General features: G+C 42.6%; 16 protein-coding genes, 2 rRNA genes, 1 other RNA gene and 3 pseudogenes. 12 read left to right on the top strand and 10 right to left on the bottom strand.

Annotation, left to right across the window (positions count from 1 at the left end; translation table 11 throughout):
* Nucleotides 1–4 precede the first annotated feature (4 nt).
* The 4 genes and pseudogenes from NMK36_RS18165 to NMK36_RS28825 form a co-directional block, all read right to left on the bottom strand.
* Nucleotides 5–1,021 carry a Gfo/Idh/MocA family protein gene (locus tag NMK36_RS18165; RefSeq protein WP_072719646.1) on the bottom strand — a complete coding sequence of 339 codons (1,017 nt, stop codon included), beginning with the start codon at nucleotides 1,019–1,021 and terminating at the stop codon, nucleotides 5–7.
* Between the two features lie 65 nt (nucleotides 1,022–1,086).
* Nucleotides 1,087–1,821: a ribonuclease III gene (gene rnc, locus NMK36_RS18160; protein ID WP_254174341.1), complete on the bottom strand. Its 735-nt coding sequence runs from the start codon at nucleotides 1,819–1,821 to the stop codon at nucleotides 1,087–1,089.
* A gap of 85 nt (nucleotides 1,822–1,906) precedes the next feature.
* An RNA gene (rnpB, locus tag NMK36_RS18155) (RNase P RNA component class A) lies at nucleotides 1,907–2,325 on the bottom strand.
* 238 nt (nucleotides 2,326–2,563) lie between these two features.
* Nucleotides 2,564–2,686 (bottom strand): annotated as a pseudogene (locus NMK36_RS28825) (transposase); the annotation flags it as partial.
* A 511-nt stretch (nucleotides 2,687–3,197) separates the two neighbouring features.
* On the opposite strand from NMK36_RS28825, the gene NMK36_RS18145 reads away from it, so the two are divergent.
* The 5 genes from NMK36_RS18145 (at nucleotide 3,198) to NMK36_RS18125 (ending at nucleotide 6,000) form a co-directional block, all read left to right on the top strand.
* Complete coding sequence (locus NMK36_RS18145; RefSeq protein WP_186440371.1) at nucleotides 3,198–3,341, top strand: hypothetical protein; 144 nt, start codon at nucleotides 3,198–3,200, stop codon at nucleotides 3,339–3,341.
* Entirely contained in the window at nucleotides 3,341–3,490 is a 150-nt protein-coding gene (locus tag NMK36_RS18140) for a hypothetical protein (protein WP_186440370.1), read from the top strand. The genes NMK36_RS18145 and NMK36_RS18140 overlap by 1 nt, the downstream gene beginning before the upstream one ends.
* 84 nt (nucleotides 3,491–3,574) lie before the next feature.
* Complete coding sequence (locus NMK36_RS18135) at nucleotides 3,575–4,621, top strand: bifunctional riboflavin kinase/FAD synthetase (RefSeq protein ID WP_072719644.1); 1,047 nt, start codon at nucleotides 3,575–3,577, stop codon at nucleotides 4,619–4,621.
* 181 nt (nucleotides 4,622–4,802) lie between these two features.
* The gene (locus NMK36_RS18130) at nucleotides 4,803–5,711 is read left to right on the top strand and encodes an AAA family ATPase (protein WP_072719643.1); all 909 of its coding nucleotides are present in this window, start codon (nucleotides 4,803–4,805) and stop codon (nucleotides 5,709–5,711) included.
* A 94-nt stretch (nucleotides 5,712–5,805) separates the two neighbouring features.
* Complete coding sequence (locus tag NMK36_RS18125; RefSeq protein WP_254174339.1) at nucleotides 5,806–6,000, top strand: hypothetical protein; 195 nt, start codon at nucleotides 5,806–5,808, stop codon at nucleotides 5,998–6,000.
* A gap of 99 nt (nucleotides 6,001–6,099) precedes the next feature.
* On the opposite strand, the gene NMK36_RS18120 is transcribed toward NMK36_RS18125, so the two are convergent.
* Complete coding sequence (locus NMK36_RS18120; RefSeq protein WP_254174338.1) at nucleotides 6,100–7,020, bottom strand: transposase; 921 nt, start codon at nucleotides 7,018–7,020, stop codon at nucleotides 6,100–6,102.
* Nucleotides 7,021–7,083: 63 nt separating this feature from the next.
* Here NMK36_RS18120 and NMK36_RS29140 point away from each other — a divergent pair, with 63 nt between their 5' ends.
* Together NMK36_RS29140 and NMK36_RS18115 are read left to right on the top strand one after the other, a co-directional pair.
* Entirely contained in the window at nucleotides 7,084–7,338 is a 255-nt protein-coding gene (locus NMK36_RS29140; RefSeq protein WP_438822826.1) for a type II toxin-antitoxin system VapC family toxin, read from the top strand.
* Nucleotides 7,293–7,995: pseudogene (locus NMK36_RS18115) on the top strand (transposase); the annotation flags it as partial. The gene NMK36_RS29140 and the pseudogene NMK36_RS18115, both read left to right, overlap by 46 nt.
* Nucleotides 7,996–8,255: 260 nt before the next feature.
* On the opposite strand, the gene NMK36_RS18110 reads toward NMK36_RS18115, so the two are convergent.
* Nucleotides 8,256–8,591 (bottom strand): XisI protein, encoded by a 336-nt coding sequence (locus NMK36_RS18110; RefSeq protein WP_190523279.1) that lies wholly within the window; start codon nucleotides 8,589–8,591, stop codon nucleotides 8,256–8,258.
* Nucleotides 8,579–8,995, bottom strand: a complete 417-nt coding sequence (locus tag NMK36_RS18105; protein WP_190523355.1) for a XisH family protein — start codon at nucleotides 8,993–8,995, stop codon at nucleotides 8,579–8,581. Before NMK36_RS18105 ends, NMK36_RS18110 begins: the two co-directional genes overlap by 13 nt.
* A 334-nt stretch (nucleotides 8,996–9,329) precedes the next feature.
* On the opposite strand from NMK36_RS18105, the gene NMK36_RS18100 reads away from it, so the two are divergent.
* From NMK36_RS18100 to NMK36_RS18085, 4 genes are all read left to right on the top strand, one after another.
* Nucleotides 9,330–10,769 carry a cytochrome ubiquinol oxidase subunit I gene (locus NMK36_RS18100; RefSeq protein WP_254174337.1) on the top strand — a complete coding sequence of 480 codons (1,440 nt, stop codon included), beginning with the start codon at nucleotides 9,330–9,332 and terminating at the stop codon, nucleotides 10,767–10,769.
* Nucleotides 10,770–10,776: 7 nt separating this feature from the next.
* Nucleotides 10,777–11,778 (top strand): cytochrome d ubiquinol oxidase subunit II, encoded by a 1,002-nt coding sequence (gene cydB, locus NMK36_RS18095; RefSeq protein WP_254174336.1) that lies wholly within the window; start codon nucleotides 10,777–10,779, stop codon nucleotides 11,776–11,778.
* A gap of 235 nt (nucleotides 11,779–12,013) precedes the next feature.
* Nucleotides 12,014–12,343: a DUF433 domain-containing protein gene (locus NMK36_RS18090; protein WP_072720065.1), complete on the top strand. Its 330-nt coding sequence runs from the start codon at nucleotides 12,014–12,016 to the stop codon at nucleotides 12,341–12,343.
* A gap of 8 nt (nucleotides 12,344–12,351) precedes the next feature.
* Nucleotides 12,352–12,702, top strand: coding sequence for a DUF5615 family PIN-like protein (locus NMK36_RS18085; protein ID WP_254174335.1), 351 nt, complete (start codon nucleotides 12,352–12,354; stop codon nucleotides 12,700–12,702).
* 217 nt (nucleotides 12,703–12,919) lie between these two features.
* Here the strand turns inward: NMK36_RS18085 and NMK36_RS18080 are convergent.
* The 3 genes and pseudogenes from NMK36_RS18080 to NMK36_RS18070 form a co-directional block, all read right to left on the bottom strand.
* Nucleotides 12,920–13,806: pseudogene (locus NMK36_RS18080) on the bottom strand (transposase).
* A 973-nt stretch (nucleotides 13,807–14,779) separates the two neighbouring features.
* Nucleotides 14,780–17,665, bottom strand: a 23S ribosomal RNA gene (locus tag NMK36_RS18075).
* A gap of 310 nt (nucleotides 17,666–17,975) precedes the next feature.
* Nucleotides 17,976–19,466: ribosomal RNA gene (locus tag NMK36_RS18070) — 16S ribosomal RNA — on the bottom strand.
* Together the 16S and 23S rRNA genes form the textbook arrangement of a ribosomal RNA operon.
* A 500-nt stretch (nucleotides 19,467–19,966) precedes the next feature.
* On the opposite strand from NMK36_RS18070, the gene NMK36_RS18065 reads away from it, so the two are divergent.
* On the top strand, nucleotides 19,967–21,067 hold the full coding sequence (locus tag NMK36_RS18065) for an ABC transporter ATP-binding protein (protein WP_072719642.1): 1,101 nt from the start codon (nucleotides 19,967–19,969) through the stop codon (nucleotides 21,065–21,067).
* Nucleotides 21,068–21,070: the final 3 nt, after the last annotated feature.

Below are 21,070 nucleotides of genomic sequence, written 5' to 3'. Positions count from 1 at the left end.
TTCCCTACTCTAATAAAATAGGCTGTCCATCTGCTTTTAACGATTCACTCAACGCACACAAAACATTAACTAATTCTGCACCAACCCAGCCGGAAGAAATGGGGGAAGGTTGATGATTCTGAATCGAATTGAGAAAGCGATCACAAACTTGAGCTAAAGGTTCACGGCGTTCAATAGAAATAATTTCTTGATTTAATCCAGCCGCTTTCCAAGTATTATCAATTCGATTAAAATAACCGTGTTGTAAAGTAAGAGGTGCTTCTGATTGGAGTTCATCAAAAATTAAGGTTCCCTGAGTTCCAACTGCTGCTAAACGACGCTGTTTGTCAGGATTTAGCCAACACAAATGTAGAAACGCTTGAAATCCACTGGGATAGGCTAAATTAGCGATCACTAAATCCGATAACCCTGATTCAGGTTGTAACCAAACCGTTCCAGTCGCTTTAACTTTGATGGGTTTTTCCCCTAACCAATGGTTAAAAATTCCAATATCATGAATGGCTAAATCCCATAACGCATCAACATCTTGTCGGACAGGCTCTAAATGTGTTCGGGTGGCGTAACCATAGCGTAATTCTCCTAATTTTCCTGATTGAATAACCCTTTGACCCTCTTCTACAGCCGGATGAAATAAATAAGTATGATCCACAAAAAGTTGCTTCTGTTTTTGTTCTGCTAATTCACACAATTGCAAAGATTCAGAAACACTTAAAGTTAAAGGTTTTTCTGTAAAAACATGACATCCATTTTTTAAAGCGGCTGAAATTAAAGAAAAATGTGTTACCGCCGGAGTCGCAATTACAACGGCATCTAAATTCGGTAAATTCCAAATGGTTGATCCATCCGTTACTAACCTGACCGTTTCAGGGAGTTGAAATCGTTCTCTAACAGCTTGTAAACCTTCGGGATTAGAATCTACGATCGCCACAATTTGAGAGTCAGGATGTTGCTGGAAGTTACGGATTAAATGAACACCCCAACGACCTGCACCAAAGATAGCAATATTAATTGGATGAGTCATAGAAATTCAGGGTATATTTTGTCAGTTATCAGTTGTCAGTTATTAGTTGTTCAGTGTTTAAGGGATTAATGCTGAAGAGTTGTCAGATTTTGGGTATCTACTAAAGAAAGAAATGCAACTTGAGCCGCCGCTTGTTCAGCCGATTTAATTGACCGTCCCGTTCCTTCACCCAGTTTACGACCTTTTAACCAAACTTCTGCGGTAAAACGTTCTTCATCATTATGAATTTGGCGATTTTGCTGCACCTTATATTCGGGCAAAATTTTATGATGGCTTTGCGTCCATTCCTGTAAGGCAGCTTTATAATTATGACGAGCCGGATCTCGAATAATCTCTGCGGCTCGTTGTCGAAAATGGGGATCTAACCAAGGACGAATTAAGGTTAAATCGTGAGTCCCAAGATATAATGTTGCTAACACCGCTTCAAAACAGTCCGCCAGACGAGATTCTTCCCCAGCTTTATCCCGCATTGCACTACCGGCGGCGAGCAAAAATTGGGACATTCCGTAATAATCTGCGATTTCTGCTAAGGTGCGATCGCTCACTAAAATTGAACGAATTGCCGCAAATTCTCCGACCGGACAGTGGGGATAAACTTCAAATAGCAACTCAGATGCCACCAACCGCACCACCGAATCTCCGACAAATTCCAATTGTTCATAATTGGCTTCTGCTGACAATGTAGGGTGAGTTAAAGCCAAATCTAACAAGTCCCAGGGAATGGGAGCCTGATTAGAAAGTCCCAAACGTTGGATCAGCTTTTGTAACTGGCGTTTTCGATTTGGATAGCCAAGAGTCATAAGTGTGAAAGTAGAACAGGCATCTTGCCTGTCAATCAAGTCAGGTGTGTGTCACAGGCATCTTGCCTGTTAGTCAAAAAGGGAGGGAAAGAGTCAGACATAAGCCGGGTTCTGTTATCCAGGCTGAAATCAGCTTTAGATGGCGATTATCTATCTGGGATGTCTGTTACCAAACACCTCTAGCGGTACCACTTTTGATCGGAACGGGAAAAAGACCAACCTTAGTTCCTCCGACCTTGCTCCCAACCGGGGTTTACCGAGCCAACGCCTCACGACGTTGCTGGTGCGCTCTTACCACACCTTTGCACCCTTACCCCTTATCAGTTATCAGTTATCAGTTATCAAAAGATTGACTGTTCACGGTTGACTGTAAAAAGGCGGTATCTTTCTGTGGCACTATCCTCACGATTACTCGCACTGGGCGTTACCCAGCAAGTTTGGTCTTTCGGGAGCCCGGACTTTCCTCAGACTCTTAACAAGTCCGTAATCGCCTGCGCTTACTCTTTACCCCCTTTCCCATACTACTGCAACTGTTCTCCAGTTGATAGCATTTCCCCATAGACGAGAAGCTGACTAATCCGTTAGCATCGATTCCCCAGACAAGTTTAAATCCCTGAAAGAGATTCGTGGTTATAACAAAACAGCGATCGCCCTAACAAAGATTACATTTGTATTATGTTTTTAACAAACAGTAAAACGCAGATGAATAGGACTCTCCTATACTTAGGGTGATAAGTAAAGATTATATAAAAAGGCAAGCTAGTAGCTTTTCACGGATCATCTCAAAATTTTTGAAGCCATAGCTTTGACGAAGAATTAATTTGATTCGGTTGTTTAATCCCTCCATGACTCCACTGGTTGTTCGATATTGTTCGTTTTGGCTGACTTGTTCTACAGTTAATTCTTTAACTCTTTCATAGATATATTCTTCATAACGAATGATGTAATTCCTTTAATAGTTCTAACTTAAGAACAACAAAACCTTCTTTTTCTTGGCAACTGAACACCGTAATATTCGGGAGGGTGAGTAAGACTTCCAAATCATTTGTCTTTGGGGATTAATTTCCCCCTTTCATCTGCCTTTATCACGGTGTACAAGCTGAGGTTTTATTACAAGAATTAAACCGCTAGAGAATTATCCAGCAGGCGGACTCGGAAATTATTGGCGAAAATCTGCAAGAAACGCGGCGGTAGAATACCCACGATTTTACTCAAACCCAAAAGGTGATCGGCAAAAATCACTGTGGGATTTTGTAGAATTTGTTCGGGAAAACGAGCCAAATTTAGCAGTCTTAGAGCCGACGGGTATTCATTATAGTCGCATCTTCTATCAGATTTTAAAGGGTGAGGGAGTTGAGGTTAAATGGGTCGGTCACATGGAGCTTAAACGCTATCGTGAGGGAAAAAATTTACCCGGCCACGGGAAAAACGATGCGGTGGATGCGTTGGCAATGGCGGCTTATCCGTTTGACCCGGAACATTTTTTATATTCTATTATCGCTCCCCCTTTCTCCTGTTGATGTCTAATTCCGTCCCCAGCCCTGGCTATGCGCTCGCTTCGTGGTCTTGTGCTCAGGTGCGATGCCGACAGGCGGCGGCTACGCCATCGCTTCGTCGAACTCACGTTAACTTGCTTTACTCAGAATTACTTAAGCGGTTTAAACGCTAAACTTTTTAAAGCCCTACTGAGTTCCTTAATCTTGGTAGGGTTTTAAAAATAGGGTAATTTCCAAAGTAGAGTAAAATGTGAAGCGTGTGGATAACATCATCGCTTGATACCGTATTAACGCCCACTGCCATTGCTTTGGGGAACTTTGATGGCTTACATCGTGGTCATCAACAGGTGATTCAGCCGATTTTAAAGCGACACTCACCTTTAGATTCCCGACAACGGACAGAGATGCTTTTAACGAACCCCGTCACCCTGTTGACGTGGGATAGAGGGCTGTTGGATAACAATTTAGGAGAATCTCAACCCTGTTATAGTACAGTGGTAACGTTTCATCCCCATCCTCAAGAATTTTTTACAGGTCAACCCAAAAAGTTACTCACCCCCTTAGATGAAAAAGCTGAATGGTTAAAAACAATGGGGGTAGAACAATGGGTGTTGTTACCGTTTGATGAACAAATGGCAACCTTAAGTCCGAGGGAATTTGTTGAAAGAATTTTAATTCAAAAATTGCAACCTCGTTGTATTAGTGTAGGATTTGATTTCCGCTTTGGAAAAAAGCGAACGGGAACAGTGAAGGATTTAGAAAAAATTGCCGGACATCACGGAATTAAAGTTAAAACAGTTCCTTTATATTTATGTGAAAATGGGGAACGAATTAGCAGTTCAGAAATTCGCACGTCTTTAGAAAAGGGTGCAATTCGTCGCGCCAATCAATTATTAGGAAGATCCTATCATTTAGTCGGTTCAGTGGTTCAGGGTCAACAGTTAGGACGAACCATCGGATTTCCGACTGCTAATTTACACCTCCCCCCAGAAAAGTTTTTCCCTCGGTCTGGAGTTTATGCGGTGAAAGTCTCAGAAACCGAAAATAATGCTAATTTGGGATTAGTAAATCATCCGGGGGTGATGAATATTGGCTGTCGTCCAACGGTCGCAGGTCAAACCATCACTGTCGAGGTTCATTTATTAAATTGGTCAGGAGATTTATATGGGAAAACCTTAAAGGTTAGCCTAGAAGAATTCTTGCGACCGGAACAGAAATTCCCCTCTTTAGAGAGTCTCACAACTCAAATTCAAGCTGACTGTTTACACGCAACAGAGGTGTTAGCAGTGGAGTCACAGAAATAAGCAGGGGAAGTAGGGACAAGGGGATAAGGGGACAAGGGGAAAGGGGAAAAGAGAAGAGGGAAGAGGGGACAAGGGGAAGAGGGGAAATTATGAACGTCTGACTCGTGACTAACTAACGGCTAACTCTTACACTGATAACTGATAACTGATAACTGATAACTGATAACTGATAACTGTTAATATGAAAGAACGAATTGAACGTCTAAAACACAATTTAAGCCGGACGATTGTAGGAAAAGAAGATGCTATTCGGCTAACGTTAGTTGCCTTATTAGCGGGAGGTCATGCGTTATTAGAAGATGTACCGGGTGTGGGAAAAACCTTACTCGCAAAATCCCTCGCGCGTTCCATTGCGGGACAATTTCAACGGATTCAATGTACACCGGATTTATTACCGACAGATATCACCGGAACCAATATTTGGAACCCCCGCACGGGAGAGTTTGAATTTCTCCCTGGGCCAATTTTTACCAATATTTTATTAACGGATGAAATTAACCGAGCAACCCCTCGAACTCAGTCCGCGTTATTAGAAGTCATGGAAGAACGACAAGTCACCGTTGATGGGGTATCTCGGTTTGTTCCTAAACCGTTTTTTGTGATAGCGACTCAAAACCCCATTGAATATCAAGGGACATTTCCTTTACCGGAAGCCCAAATGGATCGATTTTTATTATCCTTAACGTTAGGATATCCCAGCGAAGCCGAAGAATTGCAAATGTTACAACGATTATCCGATGGGATAAGCGTTGAGGAATTAGAACCTTGTATTTCTCAGGATGAAGTCTTAGAACTGCAACACTGGTGTCATCAAGTTAAAATGGAAACTTCGTTACAACAATATATTCTCAATTTAGTGAGAGCTACAAGAGAATCAGAAGAAATTACATTAGGAGTAAGTCCTCGTGGCGCAATTGCTTTACATCGAGCCACACAAGCCTTAGCCTTTTTATTAGGAAGAGATTATGGCACACCCGATGATGTGAAATATCTCGCACCTCATGTTTTATCCCATCGTTTAATTCCAGCCGGAGGAAGACGGTCAAAAACAATTATTGAACAGTTATTAAGAACAGTTCCTATACCCTAAGTTGTGAGGCGTTCAGGGTTCTTTAGGATGCACTCAAGCGCAACAACGGTTACAATAAAAACGCATAGTAGTGAGTGTTTACCGTTGTTAAGCTATGACTGAACTACTTCGACAAGCGATTGCTCAAATTGAAAAACTTCCACCCGATCAGCAGGATGCGATCGCTGCTTGGAGATTATCTGTTAGTATTGGAAAGCAAATTATCGAAAAGCTATCTTTAAGAATTATGTATATTAGACATCTCCGAAAATCTCCAAATGCCCTCTATCGCTACTTTTGGAATCTCTAGCACTCCTGTGCCGGCTTCTCCAAAAGTAACGGATTCATAGGCTTTTTCAGTCACATTAATAATAACTAATGAATTTTATCTCTGATATACAATTATTTCTCAAAAGAATTCTGGGCAATTCTTAGATGGTAATACAATCGCTCCTATTCGCCATCTTATTAATCCACATACTGTCAAGATTACTGCTTCATAATTTTGCCTCTTTAACTGAAATCTTTCTGAAGCAACTCGATAAATTTTTATCAGTCTTATTAAATGTTCAACTACAATCCTTTGTTGGGCTTTTAACCGATTTTCTTCTCGCTTTTCCGCCGACATCTCTTGATTCCTCGGTTTCTTATACGGTGTATTAATTGCTGTTTCTCCTACATAAGCTTTATCCCCTCTGTATTTTTGATTATTCCCCAATTCCTGGCTTCTTTCTCTCCACAATTTCAGATCACTTGTTGCTCCGGTATAACCCACAGCTACATCCACTATTTCTTTTCCATTTGGCATGACAATGACTTGATTTTTAAAGGTATGTGTCTTTTTCTTTCCTGAGTAATATTTTTTCTGCTCTTCATTGTCTGTTGGTCTTTCCCTGGGCTGTTCATAGCTATCTACTACTAACTCAAATTCCACCAGAATTTTTTCTACCCACTCCCAATCACTCTCGTTTTTTTTTACTTGCTCTAGCAAACTCGCTGGTAGTAATTCTCTCAAGATTTTTATCCAGTTATGGAAAATATCATTCGCTGTTGATTCACTGACTTCAAACTGTAACCCTAACATTTGAAATGTCGGCATTTGATGCAGATAAATTAGAGTCAGTAAGATTTGTTCCTCCACAGATAATTTCTGCCGACGACCCCCACCTGCTTTAATCAACCTGATTTTAGTTTTTTCTTTTTCCTGTCGTTTTTCTTCTTCTAATAACTCCGCAGCTTGAATGAGTTCTATCATCTGTTCATATTCCATCCCTAATAGCCTTTTTGCTTGCTGGGGATTCTTGTCCAGATAGTCTCTTAATTTACTCATCTCTAATCCGGGGTAAAATTTAATTTTATCATCTTTTTACCCCTCCTTTTTTCTATTTTGGAGATGTCTAATGAGGTCTATCTGAGTGCAGTTTCAATCTGGGAAGCAATTGTCAAGCACCAGTTGGGCAAGCTACCTTTGCCGGAGCCACCCGAAACATATTTACCTAAACAGCGCGATCTGCATCAAATTGCCAGTCTTGCTCTTGATGAAAGTAGCGTGGTTCAATTGGCTAAACTGCCCCCATTACACCGTGATCCATTTGACAGAATTGGGAAGAATTTGAAGCAGAATATGAAGAATTATTCTCATCTGTGATGGGAGCACCAGCCAAAAGATTTAGAATGGCATTGGGAGCCTTAATCATTAAAGAAAAATTAGGGATAAGTGACAGATCCGACGGACTTAAAAATTTTAAATCAAGCCAGAGAACAAACGGAAAAAATCATTGATAGTTTGTATAAAAGCCGTCAGGATAAATCAGAGAAGAAACCTAGAACTTATAGAAAGAAAGCCAGAAAAGACTACCTAGAAATAGCCAAACAACGCCGACCTTCCCGACAAAAAAGACGAAAGGCAGTTAAAAAACAACTGCAATATATTAAACGAAACTTAGGACATATAGACCAACTTATCGCCAATAGAGCAACGCTGGATAGCTTAAATAACAAGCAATATAAGAGTTTATTAGTAATATCAGAAGTTTACCGTCAACAGCAATGGATGTTTGATAATAACAAACAGGGCAAATTTGGGCAAGGGAAAAGAAGATTTAGCCTGAATCGGATTATGAATAAACTAGCTCATACTTCCGAAACGGCAATTGCTATTACTTTTTTAGTCATGAATCTCTCTGCCATTCTTAGGCAGATTTTGGTGTCAATTTTTTTAGTCAATTACTTTTTTCGAGTCATTGATTATCATAACTTATCGGTTAACTTCTTTCCTCAAAAAAAAACTGATTTACCCTTCTAACTTCATTCGCTAGTTCATCATTCGTTTCCTTTTCTGTTACTTTTTCAGCAAGCCCTATGTAGCAGCACAACCCAACCATACCTTAGTGCGGACGGAACAGAGCTTATCGGTGAGAGTTCAAGGTTATCTGTCGCCACACAACTTTACCTTTATCTCCCATCCTAAACTACACTAACTCAATGGAGTTGCAAGTTCATCCTTGAGAAAATCAATAAAGCATCTTAACTTGGCGGGTAAAAATCTTCTTCTTGAATCTAAATTTAACCGATTGCATAACGAGTAAATTGGCGTTTGAAAGGGGAATGAAAACCCAGAATAATATCGGAAGTCGGTACACCCATTTCAACTAATCTCTCGGCAACGGAGTCTTCTGTCCCGTTATATTGAATCCAAATTTTGCCCTCTTGAATATCAAAGTGCATTACAGGGCCAAATACTCGCTTATCTCCTTGCCAACCGACATAGGCGAGTTGATAATGGTCATGTTCACTATCAAATATTAATTCTGCCTTTACCGTATCCGTAGTCATTGCAATCTGAGCGTGTTCGGTCAAAATTTGTTTAATATATTGGCGATAATATTCTACTTTATCCATTGCTTAATTTCCTCCAATTTGGGATTGTAAATTATCAACCTGACTTGATAACGTCTCAAAGCACGTTGGATGAAAGCAAGTTGAAAAAAATCTTCATAAGTTTCAGAAGGAATTGCTAAATAAACAATCCGCTCAGGTTCTTGTTCTTCAAGAGCCTGACAATAGTTAAGATATTGCCCCAAGGCCGTATGAAAGGCACTAATATCAGAATCTCCAATAAAGCTTTTAATTTCTACAGCAATTTTTTCAGAATCTCGTTCTGCGCCGATGGCACTTTCTGCCGCTAAATCAATTTGTAATTTAACAGCTTCACTAATACGAATCGTTAAAGGGTCATGAGTAATATTCCATCCATCTTTGATCAAGGCATTTCTAACCTGTTGATGGAAAATATCTTTAGCCATTGTGGATGCTGTCATCCTGATCAAGATTAACTTTAGTTTATCATAAAATCCCCGGAAAGTCTATTCATGTAGCAATACCCTAATTGGGGAGGCGTGAACGCCTCTTTAAGATGCGCTAAAGCGCAACAACTTCTACTTTAGTGAGCCCTGAAGGGCTCTATTGTTTGCCTGAGCATAGCAAAATCGGGGCTAAATGTGTTAAAGTTAAATTATATCTTTATCAAAATTATTTGACAAAACGTCAAATAATAAAACATTAAGAAATTCCAGTGAAACTAAGTTTAAAAACTCGAATCAAGTTAAATTACTCATCGATGAACTGATCGAGATAAACATGGAATTTTTGTCCGATACTGTGGTTTTGTCACGGATTCAATTTGCCTTGACTGCAATTTTCCATATGCTATGGCCAGTGCTAACAACTGGAATGGCAATTTATTTAGTCATTGTTGAAGGCTTATGGCTAAAAACTCGCAATCGAGACTATTATTATCATGCTCGATTTTGGTCAAAACTCTATGTGCTTAACTTTGGAATTGGCGTAGCATCCGGTTTACCGATGGAATTTCAATTTGGCACAAACTGGGCGCCCTTTTCAGAAGCCGTCGGAGATTTTTTTGGTAGTATTTTAGGCTTTGAAGGCTCGATGGCGTTCATGCTAGAAGCCGGATTTTTAGGAATTATGCTATTTGGCTGGGAGCGAGTTAATCCCCGGATTCATTACCTAGCAACTATCATGGTCGCATTTGGGGCGAATCTTTCTACCTTCTGGATTTTAACCGCTAATTCCTGGTTACAAACGCCATCGGGTACAGAATTAGTTAACGGTAAATTTATCGTTAATGACTACTTTCAAGCCATTCTAAATCCATTTATGGCGAAAAGTTTTCTCCATATGTTTTTCGCCACCCTAGAAACCTCCCTATTTGTAATTGGTGGAATTAGTGCTTGGTATATTCTGAATCAACGTCATCCTGCTTTTTTTGCTAAGTCTTTCAAAATTGTCTTAGCGGCGACGATTGCAGTCACTCCCCTACAAATTTATATTGGGCATTTAAGTGCTGAACAAGTCTATCATTATCAACCGACTAAATTAGCGGCAATTGAGGCAAAATGGGAAACGACTCCCGCCGGAGAAACTGCTGATTGGACGCTGTTAGCCTTCCCGAATGAAAAAGCCCAAAAAAATGATTGGGAATTGTCAATCCCCAACGGTTTAGGATATGTATTAGAGTTTAAAAAACAACTCTCTGAACCCGTTTTAGGATTAAAAGCTTGGAAACCTGAAGACCGTCCTCGGATGGTGGGATTGATTTATTATGCCTTTCGGATTATGAGTGGAATTGGTTTCTTTTTAGCAGGTTTAATGCTAGTCAGTGTATTTCAATGGTGGCGAGGAAAATTATCAGCTTCAGAAATTTCTCAACAACGTTGGTTATTACGCAGTTGGTTGTTAGCTGCACCTTTAGGATATATTGCAGTTGAATCGGGTTGGATTGTGCGTTGTGTGGGACGACAACCTTGGACAGTTTATGGACAAGTTCGCACCGTTGATGCAGCGTCTCATTTACCGCCAGGAGAGGTTTTAAGCTCGTTATTAGTATTTACAACAATTTACACAATTTTATTGATTTCAGCCCTCTATTTTGGGAGCAAAATTATTCGCCAAGGGCCGAATTTACAACTCTCAATTCCTGGGGAAGAAAAACAGGCATTAGAGACAACTCCAGCGACCCATATCCCTGATAGTCGTCCTTTAGAAACTCAACAATAGGAGAATTATGGAGAGTTTAACGCATTTTTTGGATCAGGTTTGGTTTGTAATTCTAGCTTTGTTTCTACTTTTATATGTAATGTTAGATGGGTTTGATTTGGGGGTAGGAATTTTATCTCTCACCAGTTCTGATGAACAACGTCGCAGTATTTTGATGACCAGTTTGGGCAATGTTTGGGATGCCAATGAAACTTGGTTAGTGTTAATGGGGGGTGCTTTATTTGGGGCGTTTCCTTTAGCTTATGCTACTATCCTCAATGCTCTTTATATTCCCATTTTTGGGATGATTTTTGGATTGATTTTTCGGGCGGTGGCTTTTGAGTTTCGAGAACACGCAGACAACAAATTACTCTGGAATTTTGCTTTTGGGGCGGGGAGTTTTTTGGCTGCACTTTCTCAGGGATTTGCATTAGGAGGAGTTTTACAAGGGATTGCGGTAGATGAGCTTGGACATTTTACTGGGGGAATGTGGGATTGGTTAGATTGGCGATCGCTATTGGTGGCATTAACTTTAATTCAAGGTTATGTTTTAATTGGCTCTACCTATTTAATTATGAAGACTGAGGGAGAGTTGCAAATCATCCATTATCGCACCGCTAAACTGGCTGCTTTAACAACATTAGTCGGTGCAATTTTAATCACAATTACCACGCCTTTTGTTTCTGAAAATATCAGAATTAAGTTGTTTCATGAGCCAGAGATTTATGTGTTTGCGGTGATTCCGATTTTAGGTCTTCTTTTTGTTAGGTTGCTATTAAAAAGTCTGAAGCAACGGGAGGAAACAACACCTTTTATTTGGACTATTTTAATCTTTTTGATCACGTTTATCGGCTTAGGATTAATCGTTTTTCCCTATATTATTCCTCCTTCGATCACCATTTATCAAGCCGCAGCTTCCCCTAGCGCGTTAGTGTTCATGATCACTTTTATTGGTTTCCTAATTCCGATTATGTTGTTTTACAATATCTATAACTATGTTGTGTTTAGAGGTAAGGTGATTGAATCGTAGTGAGCCCTTCAGGGCTCTTTAACATCTGTTCAAGCGCAACAACAAATTATCCCCATAGGATTATCGATATCAATCCAGAATTATAGCAACCGCTTTAGTGGTTAGGACATACAATTTCGGGAGTTTGATGCAAAAGTTTTCCGTATATCGTAACGACACAGGATTAGTAGGTATAATTAGGACTGATACTTTTGACTTAAAGCCTGCTCTAGTAGTCCCTAATGGAGATAAAATTGTGAGTCTTGTCTTGGAGTGCGAGTCCCCACCACTTAGAAAAGATGCAACAGGAGCAATTCGGGTTGGTAACTCAAGGGTTCTCCTGGAACTGGTAATCCGAGGATTCCAGGATGGTGCTTCTCCAGAAACCATTGTGCAAAGATACTCAACACTTTCTCTGTCTGACGTTTACATCACAATTGGTTATTATCTTCGGCATCAGCAAGAAATAGAATCCTATCTGAACGAGCGCGAACAGTTAGCAGAATCCGTTCATCAACGATTTTCTGAAATTCAGCCTGATCTGAGCTTGATTCGATCCAGACTTTTAGCACAACAAACTCCCTAAGCTTTGTTATGTTGAGGTTGCTGAGTGATGAAAATTTTAATGGCGATATCGTGCGAGGATTGTTTCTTCGTCAACCAGATCTTGACTTATTGCGTGTTCAGGATGTTGGGTTGCGAAAAGTGGATGATCCAGAAATTCTAGATTGGGCCACAAGCAATGGGCGCATTCTCTTAACTCATGATCGTGCAACAATGCCAGACTTTGCTTATGAGCGGTTATCTCAGGGACACCAAATGTCGGGGCTATTTGTGATCAATGATCGGATGCCGGTTAGGCAGGTAATCGATGAATTGCTACTACTGATTGATTGTAGTGAACAAGATGAGTGGAAAGGCATCGTCCTGTACTTGCCCTTGTAAACTCAGTAGCGATCGCTGCATAACAAATTGATAGAGCCGACCGCCGATAGATTATGTCAATAAAGCCTCTTAGCTTGGCAGGTAAAAATCTTCCTTATAACGAATTATCCCCATAGGATTATTGACATCAATATTAGATATCAAATATGACTGAGCTACTTGGGGCTTGCTGAAAAAGTAACAGAAAAGGAAACGAATGATGAACTAGCGAATGAAGTTAGAAGGGTAAATCAGTTTTTTTTTGAGGAAAGAAGTTAACCGATAAGTTATGATAATCAATGACTCGAAAAAAGTAATTGACTAAAAAAATTGACACCAAAATCTGCCTAAGAATGGCAGAGAGATTCATGACTAAAAAAGTAATAGCAATTGCCGTTTCGGAAGTATGAGCTAGTTTATTCATAATCCGATTCAGGCTAAATCTTCTTTTCCCTTGCCCAAATTTGCCCTCAATTGAATTCCGAATCTTTTCATCGTCTAACGCCTGCTTCTTAGTAGCTTCACTCAGATTTACTGGGGGTCTCCCTAACGGAGGGCCACTGATTCTAATTCCTCTTTCTTTACACCAAGCTCGGTTGTCTCTAGTTCGGTAAATTTTATCTACATGGACTGACTCAGGATAATACCCCGTATATTCTTTAAAAGCCTCTATTTGTGCTTTTAATATATTGCAGTTGTTTTTTAACTGCCTTTCGTCTTTTTTGTCGGGAAGGTCGGCGTTGTTTGGCTATTTCTAGGTAGTCTTTTCTGGCTTTCTTTCTATAAGTTCTAGGTTTCTTCTCTGATTTATCCTGACGGCTTTTATACAAACTATCAATGATTTTTTCCGTTTGTTCTCTGGCTTGATTTAAAATTTTTAAGTCCGTTGGATCTGTCACTTATCCCTAATTTTTCTTTAATGATTAAGGCTCCCAATGCCATTCTAAATCTTTTGGCTGGTGCTCCCATCACAGATGAGAATAATTCTTCATATTCTGCTTCAAATTCTTCCCAGGGTATCACTTTTGCCATGATGACCCAGCGATTCTCTTCCGACAGCTTTCCCTCAAACGGCAGTTTGAAATCTTCTGCTGGTGTCCTTGGTTGTTCGTCTTTACGGTACATTTTCCCCGACTCCTGCAAGGTTTTTGGGCTATTTTACACCCCTCCCTTGCACCTGATTCATTTTTTCTTGTCTTCTCCTCCCCTCTGTTCTGGCTTTTCGCCTTTTTTCAGCAAGCCCTACTTAGATTCCTGTCCCGCCACTGAGTCCGGTCTATGGCTAATTTTAAAGGATGCTCAGGTTTAAACTTTTCTTTTAAAATTATTTCTATCAGAGGGAACCATAAAGTTTCGATTTTTAAACTTTCTAAGTTTAGGAATCTTTGGATGTTGCGTCGGCGACTTTCAAATTTAATCGGATACGGCATTAAAGTGGCTAGTGCTTCAATGCTGACTGTTTTATGACATTGCAACAAATACACTCTTCTGTTTGAGAGTTAGATATTCAGTCTCTTTGAGTTGTTGTTGCAGATAGATTTGGTAAAATTGAGGAATCATTTTGACTTGATGGGGCTTTTCACGAATACTACCCCATCTTTTTTTACCGCAATTTGGCTCCCTTCCCTCTAGCTCAGGTTTTTGACGGGGTTGTCACCCCGTGAGGAGAAATAGTTGAGATAAACTGAGTTTTCAGACGATCTGCCTCAATCAATTGCAAATTTTGAAGTTGTGTTTGGTGTAGTTCTTCTTCTGCTTGCTTGCGGGTTGTAATATCTCGTAAATTCTATTAGCAGCAATCTCAATTTTATGTAAAAGAATATTTTCCTGTATTAAGATAACCTACAGATCTTTGTAGAGTTACTTTATATCCATTGATTTGTAATCTCTCTTAAGAAAGAGAAGATCGGTTTTATTTATTTATTGAGATAAAGAAAAAAATTAACCACCTCCGTCATGATAACAAACTTGGAGATGGTAAGAATAATAGTATAGAAATACTTTTTTATTTTAAATTTCCATTCAGAAAAAACTAAATGTAGGTACTTTCTAATTCAGAATCAGGAGCACTGAAGATTGCAGAGAAAACTGGAGAGATGAGGTCAAGCCCTCGGTCTGTTAGTGTGTCTCGGCTGCATCCATCGCTGGACTTCGACCTAACACCTATAAACGGGTGTTCTGCCCGTGACCTTACTTGGTTAAGCCAATGAGAGTAATCATCTTGAGGTGGGCTTCCCACTTAGATGCTTTCAGCGGTTATCCACTCCGCACATGGCTACCCTGCGTCTACCGTTGGCACGATAACAGGTACACCAGAGGTGCGTTCCTCCCGGTCCTCTCGTACTAGGGAGGACTCCTCTCAATACTCTTACGCCTGCACCGGATATGGACCGAACTGTCTCACGACGTTCTGAACCCAGCTCACGTACCGCTTTAATGGGCGAACAGCCCAACCCTTGGGACGTACTTCCGCCCCAGGTTGCGATGAGCCGACATCGAGGTGCCAAACCTCCCCGTCGATGTGAACTCTTGGGGGAGATCAGCCTGTTATCCCTAGAGTAACTTTTATCCGTTGAGCGACGGCCTTTCCACACAGTACCGTCGGATCACTAAGGCCGTGTTTCCACTCTGTTCGACTTGTAAGTCTCACAGTCAAGCTCCCTTATGCCTTTACACTCTGCGAATGATTTCCAACCATTCTGAGGGAACCTTTGCGCGCCTCCGTTACATTTTAGGAGGCGACCGCCCCAGTCAAACTGCCCCCCTGAAACTGTCTTGTTCCCGGATTCACGGGAACCAGTTAGAATTCTAGCCTCTCTAGAGTGGTATCTCACCGATGGCTCCATCATCCCCACAAGGATGACTTCAACGCCTCCCACCTATACTGCGCAAGAGAAGCCCGAACCCAATTCCAGGCTACAGTAAAGCTTCATAGGGTCTTTCTGTCCAGGTGCAGGTAGTCCGTATCTTCACAGACAATTCTATTTCGCCGAGTCTCTCTCCGAGACAGCGCCCAGATCGTTACGCCTTTCGTGCGGGTCGGAACTTACCCGACAAGGAATTTCGCTACCTTAGGACCGTTATAGTTACGGCCGCCGTTCACCGGGGCTTCGGTCATCAGCTTTAGGTTTCCCCTGACCGACTTCCTTAACCTTCCGGCACTGGGCAGGCGTCAGCCCCCATACTTCCTCTTTCGAGTTGGCGGAGACCTGTGTTTTTGGTAAACAGTCGCCTGGGCCTCTTCACTGCGACTTACTTTCATAAGCACTCCTTCTCCCGAAGTTACGGAGCCATTTTGCCGAGTTCCTTAGAGAGAGTTATCTCGCGCCCCTGGGTTTTCTCAACCTTCCTACCTGTGTCAGTTTCGGGTACAGGCATTGATAAATTAACGGTTTTAGGGCTTTTCTAGGAAGCTTGATGCTCTCTACTTCCCCTCCTTAGAGGGTCGGACTCCCGCCTTAGCTCAGTCTGTTTTCTCCAGACCTCAACACCTTGAACGGTTGCACCGGTAACCATCGTCCGGCTAGCACACACCTTCTCCGTCCCCCTGACCAATCTACCAATGGTACGGGAATCTTCACCCGTTGTCCATCGACTACGCTCTTCAGCCTCGCCTTAGGCCCTGACTTACCCTCCGTGGACGAGCCGTGCGGAGGAACCCTTAGGATTTCGGGGTGTAGGATTCTCACCTACATTTTCGCTACTCAAGCCGACATTCTCACTTCTGGTTCGTCCACATCTGCTTTCGCTAATGCTTCTCCCTACGCCAGAACGCTCCCCTACCAATACAATACAATCATATTCCACAGCTTCGGTACATCACTTAGCCCCTTTCATTTTCGGCGCAGCAACGCTTGACCAGTGAGCTATTACGCACTCTTTTAAGGTTGGCTGCTTCTAGGCAAACCTCCTGGTTGTCTGAGCATTCCCACCTCCTTTCTCACTTAGTGATGATTTCGGGACCTTAGCTGGTGGTCTGGGCTGTTTCCCTCTTGACGATGGAGCTTATCCCCCACCGTCTGACTGGTTGCTTTCCTCTGGGTATTCAGAGTTTGACTCGATTTGGTACCGCTCTCGCAGCCCGCACCGAATCAGTGCTTTACCCCCCAGATTTTTCTGCAACCGCTGTGCCTCAACACATTTCGGGGAGAACCAGCTAGCTCCGGGTTCGATTGGCATTTCACCCCTAACCACACCTCATCCGCCGATTTTTCAACATCGGTCGGTTCGGACCTTCACTTGGTTTTACCCAAGCTTCATCCTGGACATGGTTAGATCACCCGGGTTCGGGTCTAAAAACGATGACGACTTCGCCCTGTTCAGACTCGCTTTCGCTTGGGCTTCGACCTCTTCGGTCTTAACCTGCCATCGCCTTTAACTCGCCGGCTCATGCTTCAACAGGCACGCGGTCATCCGTTTAATCGGACTCCCACTGCTTGTAAGCTGACGGTTTCAGGTTCTATTTCACTCCCCTCCCGGGGTTCTTTTCACCTTTCCCTCGCGGTACTGTTTCTCTATCGGTCACACAGGAGTATTTAGCCTTACCTCGTGGTCGAGGCGGATTCACACGGACTTTCACGGGCTCCGTGCTACTCGGGATTCAGCTTGGCTCTTCAAACTTTCGACTACAGGACTTTCACCTTCTCTGGTGCAGGTTTCATCTGCTTCGTCTAATTCTCTAAGTCCAGTCTTGCTGTCCCACTACCCCAACTGGATACCCAGTTGGTTTAGGCTGTTTCCCTTTCGCTCACCACTACTGGGGAAATCGCTTTTGCTTTCTTTTCCTCGGGCTACTAAGATGTTTCAGTTCGCCCGGTTCGCTCATCTACATCTATGGATTCAATGTAGTGTTTCTAGGTTGCCCTATTCGGATACCTCCGGCTCATTGCTTGCTTCCCGCTCCCCGGAGCTTTTCGTCGGTCGCCACGTCCTTCTTCGCCTCTGTGTGCCAAGGTTTCCACCGTCAGCCCTTTCTATCTTGACCAATTCTCTTTTTTTGTTTGTGGTTAGTTCTTTTGCTTTTGGGTCTGTTTCCTTTCCCTGAGCTTGAGTTCTAACTACGAACTACTACCAGTTTTTTCTTTCTCTGCAATTTTCAAGGTTCTGGCTGGAATCCTCTCCAGCAGTCTTGCTGTTTTCTAACAGCTAAGGTGCTGAATTATCCTGCTTTTTGAACCGGACTTGGGAGTTTGAAAGCTTTTGTTTGACTCATTCTTCTCGACCGACCTGGGATGACTTCTGTGAGTGCTTTTTTTGTTGGGATTTGGCACTTCTCCAGAAGTAGGTCTCCCTAAAAAGGAGGTGATCCAGCCACACCTTCCGGTACGGCTACCTTGTTACGACTTCACCCCAGTCATCAGCCCTGCCTTCGGCACCCTCCCCCCTTGCGGGTTAGAGTAATGACTTCGGGCGTGGCGAACTTCCATGGTGTGACGGGCGGTGTGTACAAGGCCCGGGAACGGATTCACCGCAGTATGCTGACCTGCGATTACTAGCGATTCCTCCTTCATGCAGGCGAGTTGCAGCCTGCAATCTGAACTGTGCCAAGGTTTCTGAGATTCGCTCTCCCTCGCGGGTTGGCTGCTCTCTGTCCTTAGCATTGTAGTACGTGTGTCGCCCAGGACGTAAGGGCCATGCTGACTTGACGTCATCCTCACCTTCCTCCGGTTTGTCACCGGCAGTCTCGCTAGAGTTCCCAACTTAATGATGGCAACTAACGACGAGGGTTGCGCTCGTTGCGGGACTTAACCCAACATCTCACGACACGAGCTGACGACAGCCATGCAGCACCTGTCTTCTGGTTCCCTAAGGCACTCCCCCCTTTCAGAGAGATTCCAGAGATGTCAAGTCCTGGTAAGGTTCTTCGCGTTGCATCGAATTAAACCACATACTCCACCGCTTGTGCGGGCCCCCGTCAATTCCTTTGAGTTTCACACTTGCGTGCGTACTCCCCAGGCGGGAAACTTAACGCGTTTGCTCCGGCACGGCCCGGGTCGATACAGGCCACACCTAGTTTCCATCGTTTACCGCTAGGACTACTGGGGTATCTAATCCCATTCGCTCCCCTAGCTTTCGTCCCTCAGTGTCAGTTGTAGCCCAGCAGAGCGCTTTCGCCACCGGTGTTCTTCCTGATCTCTACGCATTTCACCGCTACACCAGGAATTCCCTCTGCCCCTACTACACTCTAGCTCTCCAGTTTCCACTGCTTTTACGAAGTTAAGCCTCGCTCTTTAACAGCAGACTTGAAGGGCCACCTACGGACTCTTTACGCCCAATCATTCCGGATAACGCTTGCATCCTCCGTATTACCGCGGCTGCTGGCACGGAGTTAGCCGATGCTTCTTCCTCAGGTACCGTCACTTTCTTCTTCCCTGAGAAAAGGGGTTGACAATCCAAGAACCTTCCTCCCCCACGCGGTCTTGCTCCGTCAGGCTTTCGCCCATTGCGGAAAATTCCCCACTGCTGCCTCCCGTAGGAGTCTGGGCCGTGTCTCAGTCCCAGTGTGGCTGATCATCCTCTCAGACCAGCTACTGATCGTCGCCTTGGTGCGCTCTTACCACACCAACTAGCTAATCAGACGCAAGCCCCTCTGTTGGCGATTAATCTTTTACCTCTCGGCTCATCCGGGATTAGCAGTCGTTTCCAACTGTTGTCCCCGTCCAACAGGCAGGTTCTTACGTGTTACTCACCCGTCCGCCACTAGAATCCTAAGATTCCCGTTCGACTTGCATGTGTTAAGCAGACCGCCAGCGTTCATCCTGAGCCAGGATCAAACTCTCCATTTTGAAGAATCTGTTTTTTTGGCTCTAAAACTTGTTTCTCAAAGTTTTAGAATTTTTTGCTTTTTCAGAAAGTTTGTGTTAAACTCCCCGATTAAGAAGAAATTCTTAAAGACGAGATATACAGAATGTGCTAACTTGGCTTTCAAACTCTTAAGTTGTCCAGGTTCGGCGTGCCGTCTTTGTTTTTCGACACTCTTATTAATCTAACAGCCTTTCTTGGCTGTGTCAACCCCTTTGGGGGATTTTTTGCATTTGTAATATTTATAAAGTAGAGTATTTTGCATAAATTTAAATTATATATACCTCAAACACTGATACAGCTTGAATTACAGTTCATACTGATCTGTTAAAAGTTCTTATATATATAGATATAACTTGAGGATAGAGCCGTTGAATCTTTTAGAGATAGGTTTTAATGGGTGCGTTAGTCCTGAAGGATTTATGTCTGTGTCTGAGGATGCCCATTTCAAGCTAAAGTAAGAAACGTTGCTCTATCGGTCAGCATGATTGAAGTTGAGAAGTTGTGTAAAACCTATGGTTCTACTGTGGCGCTGCGGGATGTTTCCTTTGCGGTGGAACCTGGGGCAATTTTGGGATTTTTAGGGCCTAATGGGGCGGGTAAAACAACCACCCTGCGAATTTTATCAGCCTATCTTCCCGCAACAAGTGGAACGGCCAGAATTGCTGGGTTTGATGTCCACGAACAATCAATGGATGTGCGACAACGAATTGGATATTTACCAGAAAATCCGCCGTTATATCCTGATATGACGGTTGAAGGATATTTGCATTTTGTCGCACAGATTAAACGAGTTGTCGCTGGTGATCGCAAAACCAATGTAGAAACGGCGATGGCAAAATGTGGATTATTAGAACGACGAAAATCTTTAATTCGGAAATTATCAAAAGGTTATCGACAACGGGTCGGAATTGCTCAAGCTATTGTTCATGATCCGCCTGTGATTGTATTAGATGAACCAACGGTAGGGCTAGATCCCCGGCAAATTATTGAAGTCCGTAATTTAATTAAAAGTTTAGCGGGAAGCCATACGATTGTTTTATCAACTCATATTTTACCGGAAGTAAGTATGACTTGTAGCCAAGTTGCCATTATTAATCGAGGTCAAATTGTGGCAACGGGAACACCAGAAACCCTGATGGAACAGTTAACTGGGGGATCAGGATATGAAGTAGAAGTTGAGGGGGAAATCACGTCTGAAAAATTAGTTACCTTAAACCAGATCTCCGGGGTGAAAGTTGTTGAGCAACTCAAAATTTCAGAGGGAAGCAATCGAGAACAGTTAAGGCTAAGTTGTGAACTGGATCAAGAACCTGCGCCTGAAATTCTTGCAGCTTTATTTGCCTTAGATTTAAAAGTGTATGAACTGCGACGAACTCGCGCCACTTTAGAAGATGTATTTTTAGAGTTAACGACCCAAAATCCGCCTCAAAAAACTGAGTTTATAACAGACACAAACTCAGATATGATAACGGATACAGAAACAGAGGAAGACCTGGCTTCAGAACCGGAAAATCAGGAATCTGAAAGACGAGAAGATACTGACTTTCAACCCGAAAATTTAACATCTGACTCGGATAAATAATAA

It is taken from the genome of Planktothrix pseudagardhii (genome assembly GCF_904830925.1).
GTDB lineage: Bacteria > Cyanobacteriota > Cyanobacteriia > Cyanobacteriales > Microcoleaceae > Planktothrix > Planktothrix tepida.
This window is presented reverse-complemented; position numbering and strand designations above follow the sequence as displayed.